The sequence below is a fragment of the Enterocloster aldenensis genome (genome assembly GCF_003434055.1).
Lineage (GTDB): Bacteria > Bacillota > Clostridia > Lachnospirales > Lachnospiraceae > Enterocloster > Enterocloster aldenensis.
Map to the genome: position 1 here is coordinate 159,212 of NZ_QVEX01000009.1, position 14,721 is coordinate 173,932.

The following is a 14,721-nucleotide window of genomic DNA, read 5'->3' on the forward strand; positions in this document are numbered from 1 at the left end:
ATCAGGGAGCGGACACGTCCGATAGGAGGATTATTAAGAAAATGATACTCAAATACAGCGAACTTACCAGACTTGAGATGGAACAGATTAACAAGGAGGAAACCATTGTCCTCATCCCTCTTGGCGCCCTGGAGCAGCATGGGAACCAGGCGCCCCTTGGCACGGACGACATCATTGCCCAGGCCATGACCGAATACCTGACCCGGGCCCTGGAAGCAGAAGACCCAGACTTCCCCATGCTGATATTTCCGGTCATCCCTGTGGGACTCAGTACGGAGCACAAAAACTTCTGCGGTTCCATCACCTTAAAACCGGACACCTACTATCATCTGCTATATGACATATGCGCCAGCCTGGCGCATCATGGATTTAAGAAGCTGGCCCTGCTCATATGCCACGGCGGCAATGCTCCCATTGCCCAGGTACTGAGCCGGGAACTGCGAAGCGAGCTGGGGATTTCCCCATTCCTCCTGACCTCCGGCGCATTCGGCCACCCCGATGTAAAAGCCACGGTTTCAGAGGGCAACATCTGGGATTTCCACGGCGGCGAAATGGAAACCTCCATGGTCATGGCCGTGGACCCCTCCTTAGTCAAGCTGGAAACCTCTGAGGCCGGCATCCCAGCTGCTTTCAAAGACAACCAGGCCCTTCAGCCCTACGGTCCCGTATCCATTGGCTGGGTATCCGAAGACTGGAAAACGGAGGACGGCAGACCCATCGGCATTGGCGGGAACCCCTCCGGGGCTACGGCTGAAAAGGGACGGATCATCCTCAAGACAAGCGCGGATGCGTTGGTGCCGGGACTTTTGGAAATCAGGAAATGGAAAGGGTGATTTATCACATTATAAACATACAAAATGACTGCTGGATGATCAAAATGATTTCTCCGCAGTCATTTTATATTAGGGTGTGTTTGAAAATTGCTTTCCGTCAGCTGTGCGTCCCACTTTGTAGGAGATTTGGTCCCAACGAGGGAGGCATAGCGGGAATGAATTTCCAAACACGCCCCGGTGTGCCAAAATCCGAATACCATTCCTGTCTAAAAACAAGCCTAATACTTTCTTCCGTCCAAATCAGCAGGCCCCTGTACTATCTAACCTGGCATGTCCTGCATGTCCTGCATATCCTGCATCTCCTGCCTATCCATGCCTTCAATCCCTGTATCCTTCAACTTAAACTGACTAAATTGGAACGCTGATTCCTCTGGCAAGACGCATTGAAATAATGACCGCAACCACCACCGAGGCCAGCATCAGCAAAAAAATAATAATGGATCCCAAGATGGTTGACGACGTAAATAATGTTTAAACTTAACAAAACTTCGCCAGTTTGATAAAGGCGTAGTGGCTGATGTCCTTAAAATTGTCCCCCTCATAACTGCCTAAAGCAGACTTGTGGAGTTATTCTGGATGAATATATTTAAGCCTTATATAAATGACAGCTTTTTACATGGTCATTAACAATACCTATTGCCTGCATATAGGCATATATAATTGTACTGCCTATAAATTTGAAACCATGCTTTTTCAAATCCTTGCTGATTTTATCCGAAAGGGCTGTTCTTGCAGGTATGTCACCTTCAGTATCAAAATGATTTTCAATAGGCTTATTATCGACATAAGACCATATGAAAGAATCAAAGCTTCCGTATTCCTTTTGTATATTTATGAATTGTTGTGCGTTAATGATTGCCGACTTAATTTTCAATCTGTTACGAATAATTTTTTCATTCTTCATCAAATCCTCAATTTTTGTTTCATCATAGAGCGCTACTTTTCTACAATCAAATCTGTCAAAGGCTTCTCTAAACGCTTCTCTCTTATTTAATACTGTCAGCCATGACAACCCCGCCTGCATACCTTCAAGTATCAACATTTCAAATAATTTATCATCATCGTGAACAGGTTGTCCCCATTCTTTGTCGTGATACGCTTTATATAAGTCCGTTGTTGCCCATGAACATCTTTTTATATTTTCTTTTTCCATGATATCCTCTTTTCTATCATTTTCAATTTTCTTCTATTCTACCATAATTCCGAGAGCGCGGAAATAGCCAGCTTTTCTGCTGGATTTCCTACCTTTCGGGTATGCGGCACAGGCGGTCAAAAAAGTATAGACTTAGGGTAGTTCATCGGTGGACAGTCCCTTGAAAACAGAATGACCGTCTGAAAAGGAACACGCAGCGGGGAAAGCACGCAAGAAGCCGACTTCGGGAACATGTGTCCAGAGGTGGCTTCAGTTCACAATGGCCCGAAGTCCGGAGAGCATGCCAACGCCATAATACGGTGGGAGTGCTGTAACTGTAAGGACGGCAACTGTATTGCCCTTGACAATGGTGACACCTGCACCTGTCCGCAGATAGTTTCTTTCTCGGTCTGCGGCGGCATGTTTGTCCCCAAATCCAACCGGGAAAAATCAGATGGTTTATTTTTCCTGTGACACAAAAAAGGCAGAGGCCGCGTAACCCTGTTACGCGCCTCTGCCTTTCACTCATTAATCCAAATACTTCTTAAGGGTTGCCCTCACGGCCCCTGGTCCGGCAATCTCCTCCAGGAACATGGATTCCACGGTCTCACCGATTCCGGCCTCATAGAGGTCTATGCCGAATATATTGGCATTGGACAGGATTGGCTTTAACTGTCCTTTATACGTCTCCGGCCTGCCAACCTCAATGCCTTCCAGGGCTTTTGTCAGCTCAGGCACCATCGGGTCTGCTGAAAGTTCGAATGCATTTCCATCATCATCCACTGCCAGCAGGTATCTGCACCAGCCTGCAAGCGCCAGGGGAACAGCCTTCAGCTTCTTGGCGTCGCCGTACTTTGCAACATAGGCCTTGATGGTCTCGCCGTAACGGATGCCCACCTTCTGTGAGGTGTCGGTGGCAATCCTCTGGGGTGCGTCAGGCATGAATGGGTTGGGAATCCTTACGTTAATTACTTCATTTACAAAGTCCTCAGGGGACAGGATTCCAGGATTGGTCACAACCGGCATCCCTTCAACCGGGCCAATCTCATGGACCAGCTTGTTAAGCTGCTCATCCTTCATCTCATCCGCAATCAGGGTATAGCCCAGCACACAGCCGTATACAGCCAGTGCCGTATGAAGAGGATTCAGGCAGGTGGTCACCTTCATGCGCTCAACCTTATTAACCGTATCCCTGTCCGTCATGTAGACCCCGGCCTTCTCCAGCGCCGGCCTTCCGGCCGGGAACTTGTCCTCGATGACCAGGTACTGGGGTCCCTCTGCATTGACAAATGGGGCAATGTATGTCTTCTTGGAGGTGATGACAGGGGCCATATCCTCCACACCGGCCTTCTCCAGTTCAGCGCAGACAGAGTCAGCCGGACGCGGCGTGATCTTATCAATCATGGACCATGGGAAGGACACCTGGTTTTCATCGGAAAGGTAATCAATAAAACCGTCTTCTACATAGCCCTTCTGGTTCCACTCCTTTGCCATGGTAAGGATGGAGCCCTGAAGCTTTTCCCCGTTGTGGGAGCAGTTGTCCATGGAAACAACTGCCAGAGGCGCCTTGCCGGCTTTGTATCTCTCATTCAAAAGCGCACATACAACTGCCATGGCAGATACTGCCTTTTCCGGACCGTTGTCAATGTCTGCCTGGATGAATGGGAAGTAATTACCGTCAGACCCCTTTAAGGCATAACCCTTTTCCGTGATGGTAAAGGAAATCATCTGAAGCCCCGGATTCACGAATATCTCCTTTAACCGGTCCCACTCCTCTTTTACACCGGACTGCGCCTTAAGGGCCTCTGTCAGAGATCCGATTACCTTCTTGTCCGTGGAACCGTCTGCTTTCAGTGTCACTGCCAGCACCAGGTTATCATATGGTTTGTATATCTTGTCAATCACATCAAAGTCAAAGGTCTCCACACAGGTAATCCCCTTGCTGCACTCACCCTTTTCAATCAGGGTGTCAGCCAGTCCTCCGATGAAGATACGGAAAATGTTGCCTGCTCCGAAATGTACCCACACAGGAGCCTTCTTTGTCTCTGCTGCCACTGCTTCGATATCATAGTCCGGAAGTCCGATGCCTGCTGCCTCCCATGCGCTCCTGTCTTTCAATCCTTCTAATGTCAGTTTCATAATTGATTACCCTTTCCTTTTAAAATAAGATTAAAATAATGAAAGTCTCTTATCTAGTATGGTAGTATATAGCGGCCTTTTATTCAATATGTAATTTTCCACAATTTTTCAGGTATATATTTGTAAGAATCGCTTATAATATGCCAATTTATTTTCATGGATTGACATTTCGTCCAAGAGGTATTAGTATACTTGTATGGTAGTTGGACGAAGTAATTCCAATGGAACAGCAACCGTTTCGTGAACCAGTTACATGAACCAGCCCCAATCAAACAAATGTGTCAAAGGAGAATGATTATGAAAGCCGTACAGATTGTAAAACCCAACGAATTAAAGCTGATTGACATGGAGAAGCCTGTCATCACCGAAAAGGACAATGTACTTGTGAAGATGACCGCTGCCGGCATCTGCGGTTCTGATGTGGGCATCTACCACGGAACCAACGCAGCCGCAACCTACCCAAGGGTCATCGGGCATGAGATGGTTGGCCGCGTGGATGAGGTGGGTCCCAATGTGAAGGACTTAAAGCCGGGCGACCGCGTCATCATCAATCAGGTTACAAGCTGCGGCCACTGCTATCCCTGCAGGATCGGACGCGGAAATGTATGCGACAGCCTGGCAGTGCGCGGTGTGCACATTGACGGCGGTTACAGGGAGTACATTGCCGTTCCCGAGTCTGACTGCTACATCCTTCCCGATTCCCTTTCCGATGAAGACGCTGTGATGATTGAGCCCACCACCATCGGCATCCAGTCCTGCACCAGGGCAGAGCTTCAGAAGGATGACATGCTCTTGATTTACGGCTCAGGCGCACTTGGAAGTTCCATATTAAAGATTGCGCGCCTGCTCTGCGACCATATCATCGTAGCCGATGTACTGGATGACAAGCTGGAGGCTGCAAAGGCCAATGGGGCAGCCTACACCATCAACGTGTTAAAAGAGAACCTGCTTGAGAAGGTAAAGGAATATACATATGGACACGGGGCAACCGTATCCATTGACGCTGTGTGCAACAAGGATTCCCTGATTAACCTTCTTCAGGCGACCGGCAACGCGGGCCGCGTCATGACCATGGGCTTCTCCACCAGCCCCACAGAGATTAACCAGTTCGTGATCACCTCCAAAGAGCTGGATGTCAGGGGTTCCAGGCTTCAGAACAAGATGTTCGGCAAAGCCATCGAACTGGTTAACGAGGGAAAGCTTGACCTGTCCGGCGCTGTTTCCCACACCTTCCCCCTTACAAAGGCCCAGGAAGCATTTGACTTCGTGGACAGCCACGACCCATCCATCCGCAAGATTGTACTGACCTTTGACTTCTGATACAAGCCATTAGCAACATGTTCGCCTGTACCATGCAGGCTTGATGAATACCAACATGCAAAATAAAAGCAGCGAGGATTGGATATGGAATTATTAGACAGGCAGCCTTCCGAAAACGCGCGCTCCTATGCACTGCGCGTTCTCCTGCACAACATCATAACCCTTGAACTTGCGCCTGGCAGCGCGGTCAGTGAAAATGAACTCTCCCAGATACTTAAGCTTTCCCGCACCCCTGTGCGGGAGGCCTTGATTGAGCTGAGCAAAATGGGGCTGGTGGATATCCAGCCCCAGCGCGGCAGTTATATTGCCAAGATCGATTATGAACTGGTGGAAGAGTCCAGGTTCATGCGCCTGGTTCTGGAAAATGCCGTCCTTGCCCTGGTATGCGAAGGGATTTCACCGGAACATGAAGAAATGCTCCGTGCAAACATGGAGGAGGAAACCAGGCATCTTGAAGCAGGCGACTATACCCGCCTGTTTGAGCTGGACACGGATTTCCACCGCCTTTTGTTCACGTCCGTGGGCAAGGCCCGGACTTACGGTATCATCCACTCCCAAATGGTGCATTTTGACAGGCTGAGGGCCTTATCCCTCAAATCCCTTAAGCCGGACAAAATCGTGGAGGACCATGAGAATATCCTCTATGCCATTGGCAGAAGGGACAGCGAGCTGGCCGAGATGCTGATGACCCGGCACCTGACCAGGCACCGGGTAGAGAAATCAGAGCTTATTAAGCTGTATCCGGATTATTTTGTGTAAGTTCAGCCAAATGTAAGGATTACCTTTCCCGCCCCGCTGTTTTTATCAGCCAGCACGGCAAATGCCTCCTCATACCTTTCAGCCGGAAACACATGTGTGATCAGCTGGTCCACCCGGTCCACCCGGTCCCCAAGGCTCTCCAATGTCTCCGAAAATTTCTGCATCTGGTGCCTGGTTCCGAGGATGGTAAGCTCCTTGGCATTAACCGCCTTAAAATCAACCGCAATGGGCGTATCCCCAAATGTCATGGCCACCAGGCGTCCGGCTGGGGAGAGAAGCCCTACCGCGTGTTCCAGAAGGGCCGGGATTCCCGCTGCTTCAAATATCACGTTGACCCCTTCCCCGCCAGTCACATCCATAATAAGTGCATCCAGGTCTTCTTTTACAGGGTTGACCATGTAGTCCGCGCCAAACCGGGCCGACATGGCAAGCCTGTTTTCATTTGGTTCAGACACGATTACCACTGCCCCCCGGCTCTTGGCCACATCTGCCACAATCAGGCCAATCGGGCCCGCCCCATGGACCAGGGCAACATCCCCCGGACGGACATCGCCCCGCCAGTTGGCCTGGAACCCGATGGTGTATGGCTCACACAGGGCTGCCTGGGCATAACTCATTTTACGTTTATCGTATTGGTACAGCTGGGAGCGTTTAACCACCGCATACTCCCTGAAGGTCCCGTCCACAATACAGCCCAGGACCTTCAGTTCCCGGCACACGTTGTGATGGCCGCTGCGGCAGGCGTAACATTTTCCGCAGTAGGTGATAGGTTCAAAGACCACCCCGTCCCCTGCCGCCAGATCGGTCACCGCCTCCCCCACCGCTTCCACCTCACCGGCCGCCTCATGTCCGATTACCCTTGGATATACAGCATAAGGATTGCTTCCATGGGCCACATGCACATCGGAGCCACAGATTCCCGTGGCATGGATCCGCACCAGCACCTGGTCCGGCTCAGTGATGGCCGGCTTCTTTACATCCAGCATCTGCATATGGCCTGGTCTTATTACCGTGATTGCTTTCATCTTCCTCTCCTTTCATTCAGTTCCGGCTAAATCCCGGGGCAGGACAGGAACCCTCCGTCCACAGCAATCACCTGTCCCGTGACATACCCCGACATATCCGGGTCAGCGAAAAAGCGCAGCGCGCCCACCAGCTCCCTGGAATCCCCCAGCCTGCCCATGGGCGTGCGGTGGATTACATTATAATAGCGCTGGGTATAGGTGCCGTCCGGGTTTACATACATGTCGTGGTTTAATGGAGTCAGGAAATACCCCGGGGCCACCGCGTTGACCCTGACCTTGCCAAATTCATTGGACAGGTAATTGGAAAGCCACTTGGTAAACATATCCACTGCCGCTTTGCTGGACGCATATGCCGGAACCATGCTAAGGGCGTCATAGGCAGCCATGGAGGTGATGTTGATGATGGAACTGCCCTCCCCTCCTACCAGGTCCGCTGCAAATACCTGGCTGGCAATCACGGTTCCCAGCCAATTCACGTTCATGACCCGCATCATCCTTTCCGCGTCAATATTAAACAGGGTTCGGCTCTTGCCCAGCAGTTCCCGGACCGTTTCCTTGTGGTCCGGATCAGCTTTTGCAACCACTGTGTCCATCTCATCGCCCGGCCGGTATGACTCGGCCGTGGTCTTAGCAAGCGGATCCTGGATTCCCGCGCAGTTAATCAGCACATTGCATCTGCCCAGTTTTTCCCTTACCTCCTGACGGGCCTGCTCCATGGAAGCCTTGTCCACCACGTTTCCGCGGATTGCAGCGGCCTTCCCCCCATCCGCCCTGATCTGGGCAGCTACCTGACCTGCGGCACGGATATCATAATCCAGCACTGCAATTGATTTACCGTCCCTTGCAAGTTCCCTGGCAAACACGCTGCCAAGGCCTCCCCCTGCCCCGGTTATAACAATAACCTGTTCCATATCCCTCATCCTCCGATAAATATAATTTAATTTAAAATACTTGGGATCCACAGTGTAAGCTGCGGAATAAACGATACAAGCATTAACACAATAAGGCTTGTGGCCAGGAAGGGAATCGTGGCCTTAAATGCCTTGAAGGCGGAAATCTTCCCAATCTGGGCCCCTGTGCAGACGCACATGCCCACCGGCGGCGTGGTCAGCCCCAGCATCAGGTTGAGGATTGCCATCAGCGCAAAGTGGACCGGTTCCATGCCCACTGCGGTTGCCACGGGAAGCAGCACCGGAAACGTAATCAGGATTGCCGCAAGGCTTTCCATGAACATGCCCACGAAAAGAAGGACCACGTTGATCAGAAGGATTACCACTATCCGGTTATCCGTAATGCTGAGTATGCTGTTTGCCACCATCTGGGGGATACGCTCCGCGGTCAGGATATAGGCGAATACATTGGCCAGTCCAATGAGTACGATAATGCTGGCGCAGGCCCTTATATTCTCCCAGACAATCCTTGGAACATCCGTGATTTGGATTTCCTTATACACAAACACGCCCACAACCAGTGCGTATACGCATGTGACGATTGAGGCTTCCGTCGGCGTGAACACGCCTGAAAGGATTCCGCCCAAGAGAATGACAGGCATCAGCATGGCCCAGATTGCGTCCTTGGTGGTTTCCAGGCGCACCTTCCATCCGGCCCTGTCATGCCTTGGATAATTGCGCTTTACGGAAATGATATAAGTTGGGATACAGAGGGCCATGCCCAGCAGGATCCCGGGTATTATGCCAGCCTGGAACATTTTCCCGACGGAAATGCTTACACAGGAACCTGCAATGACCATGGGCACGCTGGGGGGTATGATTGGGCCCACAACGGACGAGGCCGCTGTCACTGCCACGGAGAAATCATCATCATACCCGTCATCCACCATGGCCGGGATCAGCATGCTTCCCAGGCTGCACACATCGGCAATGGCTGTTCCGGATATGCCCGCAAACACCATGCTTGCCACAATATTCACCAGTGCAAGGCTTCCACGGAAATGTCCCAGAAAGGAATTACAGAAATTAAGGATACGCCTGGTGATGCCTCCGCCGTTCATCAGCGCGCCGGCCAGCATGAACCCCGGTATGCAGAGCAGGGTAAAGGAATCCATTCCCGAATAAAACTTCTGGGAAATGACGGTCAGCGGTATATTGTTTGTAAACAGATAGAACAGGGAGGACAGACCCAGGGAAAATGCAATCGGAACCCCAATCAGAAGCAGCACCAGAAATATAATGAACATCATTGCAACCATATCCTATTCCTCCCCCTTCCCCATTGTCACGATCTCGCTTATGATTCCGGCCGCGCAGTAGATGGAGGTCAGGGCAAATATCCCCACCGGAACCAGATAGAAAACGCCCATGTTGATCCTCAGGGAGGTGGATACCGTCCTCAGGCCGGTCTTCCAGAATATAAAGGCCTGCCTTGTACCCACAACCCCCACGATGCATATAAGGATATAATCCAGAATGCTTATGATATGCCTGGGCTTTCCATGTATGCTGTTGGTCACTATGTCAATGACCGCATATTCCTTGTATTTTATTGCCATGGGCGCACCGAACATGATTGTATACATGAAAAACAATCTTGTCATTTCGTCTGTCCAGGGAGCTGAAATCCCCGGCGTATATCTTGTGATGACCTGAACCAGGACGCAGATACTTACCAGGCCAAAGGAGAGGGCTGTAAGGTAATGGAATATCTTATCCAGTATGTCAGTAATTTTCTTCATCGCTATCCCCCAACTCTATCAATCATTTACTGCCGGTTTCATAAAACGCCGCCTGCTGCCCGCAAGCGGCGTCTGGCACCATGCCGTTACTTTACATTGGCATCTGACATTTCACATATGTTCTGGTACATATCCCAAAGCCCTGCGCCCTGGTCCTCCAGATAGGACTGGATGGCCGGCATCATGGCGTCCTTAAAGGCTTCACGGTCCACTTCGGTATTAATGGTCATACCTGCATCCATGCATTTCTGGCGGTAATCGTCCTTGTGCCCGTAGTAGAAATCATTGGTCCACTGCTGCATTTCCATGGATGTCTCATCCAGCCAGCCTTTCATCTCATCGTCCAGGCCATTGTAAAGGTCGGCAGAAATCAGGTTAAGGATAGTTGAATATACATGGTTTGTCTCATTTACATACTTCTGTACCTCATAAAAGCTGTTGTCATAAATCATGTCATATGGGTTTTCCTGCATCTCCACAACGCCCTGGCTCAAGGCGTTAAAGGTCTCCCCCAATGCAATGGAGGAACACACCGCCCCTGCGCTGTTCCACATGTTAGTATGCAGCGTGTTGCCTGACATGCGCATCTTGCGTCCGTTTAAGTCGGCCGGGGTGTTAATCGGCACATTGGAGGTCAGCTGACGGGCGCCGCGCAGCTGGTACCACAGCACGTGGAATCCCGCTGTTTCAAAGTCATTCTTAATGGAGGTCCCAATATCACTCTCAACCATGTTCTGCACATCTTCCTCAGAGTTGTAGGCCCATGGCGCTTCCAAAAGGGTTGCGCTGGGCGCGTATCCGTTAAAGGACCCGCCGGACATGGTCATATCCGTTGTGCCCACCAGCATGCCTGCCAGGGAATCAGCTTCCGAGCCAGATGAACTGGAAGGATAAATCTCAACCACAAAACGTCCGCCGGACTTTTTCTCCAGGCGTTTCTTAAACTCGGTTGCGGCCTGCCCCCATGGATGGTCCAGGGATACCGTCAGGTCGTACTTCAGCGTGACTGTTTCCCCTGCCGCAGAAGCCTCCTTGCTTTCCTCACCTGCTGCCTGGGTTTCCTTGTCCCCGGTCCCTGCCGCCTTGGTTGCGGATGTGCTGCCGGAACCGCATCCGAAAAGCAGGCCTGCGCTTAGTACCACGGAAGTGATAACTGCCAATCTTTTTTTCATTTCATCGTCCTCCTGTATGAATGGTTTATTGTTACTGCTTTAAATAGCCCGTATCCTGTCTATGCAGGCAGCGTAATCCTCCTTCTGGAAAAACAGTTCCTGTTTCCCAAGGACAAACCCTTCCACGCCGCAGTTGTGATACAGGTCGCTGATAACTTCCCTTGTGGCCCCGCCGTCCAGAAGAAGGTGATAAGCAAGCCCATGTTCCTCCCTGTAACGGTTCAGTTCAATAAACTTCTGCCGCGTATACGGCATGAACTCCCTTCCTGCAAACCCAGGATTCACTGCCATGATCATGACATAATCAGTAATCGGAAGCATGTCCTTAACGCTTTCAAGTGTGGTACAGGGATTCAGTATAAGGCCTGTTTTCTTGCCCTGCAGCTGAATCAGCTCCAGGGTCGCGGACGGGATCAGTTCTGACTCCGGGTGGATGTAGATGATGTCAGCCCCTGCCTGTGCTACCTTCTCTATGTAGTTGTGCGGATTCATGACCATCATATGGCAGTCGATTAATTTGTGGGCGCCCTGGTCCGTAACCCGCCGGATCATCTCCAGTTCCCTTACAGACATCCCGAAGTTTGGAACAAATGTCCCATCCATCAAGTCCACATGATAAATATCCATATCCGTGGCATCCAGCTTCACGACCTCTTCCCTGATGTTGTCGATTGCCAGGTTCAATATGGATGGGCACAGTAATTTGGGCCTTTTTTCCATCATTATCAGCTCCTTCTTTATTATTCCTTGTTCGCATTTCCAAAAATGTATACTAGTATAACATCTGAGGAGAGTATATCACCTTACAAGTGCAAAATCAACAAAGAATATCACTTTTGTTTTTATTTACAAAATTAAAGCTAATTTTTTGTGCTATTTTTACAGTTTGATTGTTTATTTTTTATCAAATATGCCCTGTTGTTTTTTATGCCCCTCCCTATTTTTCTGCATTTCCAGCGGAACATTTCGTTTCCGCATATTTTATTTCCTAAAATCTGGTATACACTTTATTCCACCTTTTATGCTTACGTTTCAACAGGCCAGAAACATATCCATGTTATTTTTAATTTTAACTGTATTGATATTGAATTATTTTTTATCGTGTTATAGAATGTATACTAGGTCGTGTTTGAAAATTGCTTTCCGTCATCTGCACGATCCGGCAATCCGGCAAATGCCTGATTCAAATGTTTGAATACCTATGACAGACAGGAGTAATTATGATTGAAACCCTTCAGACACCAGCAAACCTGACCCAGATTGTCTACCAGCACCTGTGGCATGAGATTGCTTCCCTGCACCTGATGCCCGGCGAGAAGCTCAGTGAAGTGAAATTAGCCAAAGAATTCAGCTGCAGCCGCATACCGGTCCGCGAGGCAGTCCATCTCCTGGCCGCCGAAGACGCCCTGGAGGCCCGGCCCCAGCGGGGCAGCTTTGTAACACTGATTAATGTGAAACAGCTTGAACGGATCCGTTATCTGCGCGAAGCATTGGAGTACAAGATCATGATGGACGGCTATCATTCCGGGTGTTTTGAATCCATTGTCCCATATTTGGAATCCCTGGTAACACGGCAGGAGGAACTGCTGAACGCATCCGCATATGAGCTGGCATTCCAGCTGGACATGGAATTCCATAAGATATTTTATAATATGACCCACAAGGAATTCGTGCTGGAGCATACCGGCGAAAAGGACATCCACTATATGAGGGCCCGTCTTTTAGCCCTCCGCCTGGAAAATCCCATCATGATGCCCCACCAGCACCGCGCCATTGTGGAGTCCATTAAAAACCATGATGAGACAGGGCTGCAAAAAGCCATTTTCGGACACCTGAACAATGTAAACATCATGTTTAACAAGCTTCATCCAGAGCTGGAACAATATGTGTGCAGGAATTAGCAAGTCCGCATCACAATATGTGTGCAGGTATTAGCAAGTCCGCATCCCATGCACATACCCCATACCGCCAAAACAGCGGCAGACAAAAAAGAACGCATGGCATCTCCGGACACACATCCAAAAATGCCATACGTTCTATTCCATTTTTCTCTGTACAAATCATAAGATTCCCAATCAGGAAATCCCTGTCAGCCCTCCTGCTCCCTTTGTTTCTTATTCCTGCCCGCCTTCTTCTCCTTAATCTTGGCCAGCCGGGCAAGAACCTTGGTCATCTCCTTCACATCCACGTCCCCCCGTTTCAGGGAATCCGTGTTTTTCAGATGCTCCATGAACTGCTTCTGGGTGTATATGCGTGCAGAAGGCACGGCCTTAAGCGTCACACGTGAATTGGTGAAAACAGTCACAATATCCAGGTCCGCCTTCACACCTGCCTCGTCCATGGCAGCCCTGACCAGCTCATACTGTTCTTTGCAGACCGCCAGGGGATTGCGGAATGTTGTGTCCTGGCCATTCATATGCTGCTTCCATGGCCCGTCCTTTTCCCCGGGCATGACGACGCCGCCAAACCCCAGGCAATAGATACCTGTCACGCCGCTGGGCGCCACCAGGAACGCCACCAGCTGGGCCGTCTTACCTTTATATTCCACCAAACCCGGAGCAACCACTCCCATACCGTTTTTATTGGCCGTTTTTAACAGCTGGGAGACAAACACCGTCAGATCATTCCTGGTGCCGTTGTTCATCCTTGGTTCACGTCCCGCGCTTTTCTTTGGCGCCCCGTCCGCTCCATCCTGTTTCTTCTTCCTGCCCACGCCAAATAACAGTTCTGACAGGCTTTTGCCTGTACGCGACTGTACAATGGGCAGGACAAACATCAGAAGGACCGCCATCACAATCACAAATGCAATCTGCTCCGTGGATATTTTCTCCATAAGGTACTGCTCCTCTCTTGATTCCCGGCTTAAAGACCTTACCCGTGCCAAGCCGGACATGGGTATCTTCTTTAGGTTTCCTTAATGCAGCCAGCTTTATCCATTTCTCATATATCAGCAAAGGTTTGTTTATTATATCATGTTTTGTTTATAAATTCAATGTACCTTTGCATATCTTTACCACTATTTTCGTCTAATATTAATTTCTTTCCTGTCTGATTCCAGGAATTTTATTAACGCTTTTTTAACAAATATATTAGTTGCCCGTCCTTAACGAAACCTTAACGTTTTTCTTACATATTTTGGAAAAATATCGTAAAACAAATTGTTATTTTATCTGTTAATTTATGTTTTTGATTATAATATTCAAACTATTTTTTCGACACTTTTTGTGCGATATTTATATTTTATTGCGATTTATTTCCGTTATTTATTATAAGTTTTGTATATTTCAAAATTTATTTTGTGACATATGCACATTTTTTATGCATCAAAACTGTAATTATAGTGTATGGAAATCATTCTCTCGATATGGCAGTATATCAGTATGTTTTCTTCTTCACAAAACAAGTCGAATTCACGAAAAAAAGGAGAGTAGGATATGAAAAAATCAAGAAAAGGCCTCACACTTATTTTAACAGCCGCAATGGCCCTGTCGCTGACAGCCTGCGCCAGCACCCCCTCCACTTCCGCAGCCCCGGCGCCCGCCGGTAATACGGCTGCCGGCACAGACGCGCCGGCTGCTGCTGCCGATGATGGACAGACCTATGTGATCAACATCGGACACATCAATGATGAGCGCGATTCCTGGCATCT

General features: G+C 49.5%; 14 protein-coding genes and 3 pseudogenes. 7 read left to right on the forward strand and 10 right to left on the reverse strand.

Going from position 1 to position 14,721, the window contains the following annotated elements:
* Positions 1–41: 41 nt before the first annotated feature.
* On the forward strand, positions 42–833 hold the full coding sequence (locus tag DWX59_RS18080) for a creatininase family protein (protein WP_117560605.1): 792 nt from the start codon (positions 42–44) through the stop codon (positions 831–833).
* Positions 834–877: 44 nt separating this feature from the next.
* Positions 878–1,198, forward strand: a complete 321-nt coding sequence (locus DWX59_RS30060) for a DUF6783 domain-containing protein (protein WP_353626771.1) — start codon at positions 878–880, stop codon at positions 1,196–1,198.
* 121 nt (positions 1,199–1,319) lie between these two features.
* On the opposite strand, the pseudogene DWX59_RS18085 reads toward DWX59_RS30060, so the two are convergent.
* A pseudogene (locus DWX59_RS18085) lies at positions 1,320–1,400 on the reverse strand (helix-turn-helix domain-containing protein); the annotation flags it as partial.
* A 19-nt stretch (positions 1,401–1,419) separates the two neighbouring features.
* Complete coding sequence (locus DWX59_RS18090; protein ID WP_117560606.1) at positions 1,420–1,986, reverse strand: DNA-3-methyladenine glycosylase I; 567 nt, start codon at positions 1,984–1,986, stop codon at positions 1,420–1,422.
* A gap of 231 nt (positions 1,987–2,217) precedes the next feature.
* On the opposite strand from DWX59_RS18090, the pseudogene DWX59_RS18095 reads away from it, so the two are divergent.
* A pseudogene (locus tag DWX59_RS18095) lies at positions 2,218–2,415 on the forward strand (cysteine-rich VLP protein); the annotation flags it as partial.
* Positions 2,416–2,493: 78 nt separating this feature from the next.
* Here DWX59_RS18095 and DWX59_RS18100 read toward each other — a convergent pair.
* A complete protein-coding gene (locus tag DWX59_RS18100) occupies positions 2,494–4,104 on the reverse strand; it encodes a mannitol dehydrogenase family protein (RefSeq protein ID WP_117560608.1) in 1,611 nt (536 codons plus the stop codon).
* 297 nt (positions 4,105–4,401) lie between these two features.
* On the opposite strand from DWX59_RS18100, the gene DWX59_RS18105 reads away from it, so the two are divergent.
* Both DWX59_RS18105 and DWX59_RS18110 read left to right on the forward strand, forming a co-directional pair.
* Positions 4,402–5,424, forward strand: coding sequence for a zinc-binding alcohol dehydrogenase family protein (locus tag DWX59_RS18105; RefSeq protein WP_117560609.1), 1,023 nt, complete (start codon positions 4,402–4,404; stop codon positions 5,422–5,424).
* 84 nt (positions 5,425–5,508) lie between these two features.
* Positions 5,509–6,183, forward strand: a complete 675-nt coding sequence (locus DWX59_RS18110) for a GntR family transcriptional regulator (RefSeq protein WP_117560610.1) — start codon at positions 5,509–5,511, stop codon at positions 6,181–6,183.
* Positions 6,184–6,185: 2 nt separating this feature from the next.
* Here the strand turns inward: DWX59_RS18110 and DWX59_RS18115 are convergent, their stop codons facing one another.
* The 6 genes from DWX59_RS18115 to DWX59_RS18140 all read right to left on the reverse strand — a co-directional run bounded on the left by DWX59_RS18115 (position 6,186) and on the right by DWX59_RS18140 (position 11,795).
* Complete coding sequence (locus DWX59_RS18115; protein ID WP_117560611.1) at positions 6,186–7,208, reverse strand: zinc-binding alcohol dehydrogenase family protein; 1,023 nt, start codon at positions 7,206–7,208, stop codon at positions 6,186–6,188.
* Between the two features lie 26 nt (positions 7,209–7,234).
* Positions 7,235–8,119: an SDR family NAD(P)-dependent oxidoreductase gene (locus DWX59_RS18120; RefSeq protein ID WP_117560612.1), complete on the reverse strand. Its 885-nt coding sequence runs from the start codon at positions 8,117–8,119 to the stop codon at positions 7,235–7,237.
* A 26-nt stretch (positions 8,120–8,145) separates the two neighbouring features.
* A complete protein-coding gene (locus DWX59_RS18125; RefSeq protein WP_117560613.1) occupies positions 8,146–9,417 on the reverse strand; it encodes a TRAP transporter large permease in 1,272 nt (423 codons plus the stop codon).
* Between the two features lie 3 nt (positions 9,418–9,420).
* Positions 9,421–9,900 (reverse strand): TRAP transporter small permease, encoded by a 480-nt coding sequence (locus DWX59_RS18130; RefSeq protein ID WP_117560614.1) that lies wholly within the window; start codon positions 9,898–9,900, stop codon positions 9,421–9,423.
* An 86-nt stretch (positions 9,901–9,986) separates the two neighbouring features.
* Entirely contained in the window at positions 9,987–11,072 is a 1,086-nt protein-coding gene (locus tag DWX59_RS18135; protein ID WP_117560615.1) for a TRAP transporter substrate-binding protein, read from the reverse strand.
* A 39-nt stretch (positions 11,073–11,111) separates the two neighbouring features.
* On the reverse strand, positions 11,112–11,795 hold the full coding sequence (locus DWX59_RS18140; protein ID WP_227116799.1) for a ribulose-phosphate 3-epimerase: 684 nt from the start codon (positions 11,793–11,795) through the stop codon (positions 11,112–11,114).
* Between the two features lie 497 nt (positions 11,796–12,292).
* Here DWX59_RS18140 and DWX59_RS18145 point away from each other — a divergent pair, with 497 nt between their 5' ends.
* A complete protein-coding gene (locus DWX59_RS18145) occupies positions 12,293–12,973 on the forward strand; it encodes a GntR family transcriptional regulator (RefSeq protein ID WP_117560616.1) in 681 nt (226 codons plus the stop codon).
* A gap of 188 nt (positions 12,974–13,161) precedes the next feature.
* On the opposite strand, the gene DWX59_RS18150 is transcribed toward DWX59_RS18145, so the two are convergent.
* Positions 13,162–13,905, reverse strand: coding sequence for a hypothetical protein (locus DWX59_RS18150; protein WP_117560617.1), 744 nt, complete (start codon positions 13,903–13,905; stop codon positions 13,162–13,164).
* Positions 13,906–14,506: 601 nt separating this feature from the next.
* Between DWX59_RS18150 and DWX59_RS29390 the strand changes: the two are divergent.
* Positions 14,507–14,721: pseudogene (locus DWX59_RS29390) on the forward strand (TRAP transporter substrate-binding protein); the annotation flags it as partial.

Bases quoted from the DNA above. Each gene is read 5' to 3' on its own strand.
- DWX59_RS18080 (WP_117560605.1), top strand. From the start codon at position 42: ATGATACTCAAATACAGCGAACTTACCAGACTTGAGATGGAACAGATT.
- DWX59_RS30060 (WP_353626771.1), top strand. From the start codon at position 878: ATGATTTCTCCGCAGTCATTTTATATTAGGGTGTGTTTGAAAATTGCT.
- DWX59_RS18090 (WP_117560606.1), bottom strand. From the start codon at position 1,986: ATGGAAAAAGAAAATATAAAAAGATGTTCATGGGCAACAACGGACTTA.
- DWX59_RS18100 (WP_117560608.1), bottom strand. From the start codon at position 4,104: ATGAAACTGACATTAGAAGGATTGAAAGACAGGAGCGCATGGGAGGCA.
- DWX59_RS18105 (WP_117560609.1), top strand. From the start codon at position 4,402: ATGAAAGCCGTACAGATTGTAAAACCCAACGAATTAAAGCTGATTGAC.
- DWX59_RS18110 (WP_117560610.1), top strand. From the start codon at position 5,509: ATGGAATTATTAGACAGGCAGCCTTCCGAAAACGCGCGCTCCTATGCA.
- DWX59_RS18115 (WP_117560611.1), bottom strand. From the start codon at position 7,208: ATGAAAGCAATCACGGTAATAAGACCAGGCCATATGCAGATGCTGGAT.
- DWX59_RS18120 (WP_117560612.1), bottom strand. From the start codon at position 8,119: ATGGAACAGGTTATTGTTATAACCGGGGCAGGGGGAGGCCTTGGCAGC.
- DWX59_RS18125 (WP_117560613.1), bottom strand. From the start codon at position 9,417: ATGGTTGCAATGATGTTCATTATATTTCTGGTGCTGCTTCTGATTGGG.
- DWX59_RS18130 (WP_117560614.1), bottom strand. From the start codon at position 9,900: ATGAAGAAAATTACTGACATACTGGATAAGATATTCCATTACCTTACA.
- DWX59_RS18135 (WP_117560615.1), bottom strand. From the start codon at position 11,072: ATGAAAAAAAGATTGGCAGTTATCACTTCCGTGGTACTAAGCGCAGGC.
- DWX59_RS18140 (WP_227116799.1), bottom strand. From the start codon at position 11,795: ATGATGGAAAAAAGGCCCAAATTACTGTGCCCATCCATATTGAACCTG.
- DWX59_RS18145 (WP_117560616.1), top strand. From the start codon at position 12,293: ATGATTGAAACCCTTCAGACACCAGCAAACCTGACCCAGATTGTCTAC.
- DWX59_RS18150 (WP_117560617.1), bottom strand. From the start codon at position 13,905: ATGGAGAAAATATCCACGGAGCAGATTGCATTTGTGATTGTGATGGCG.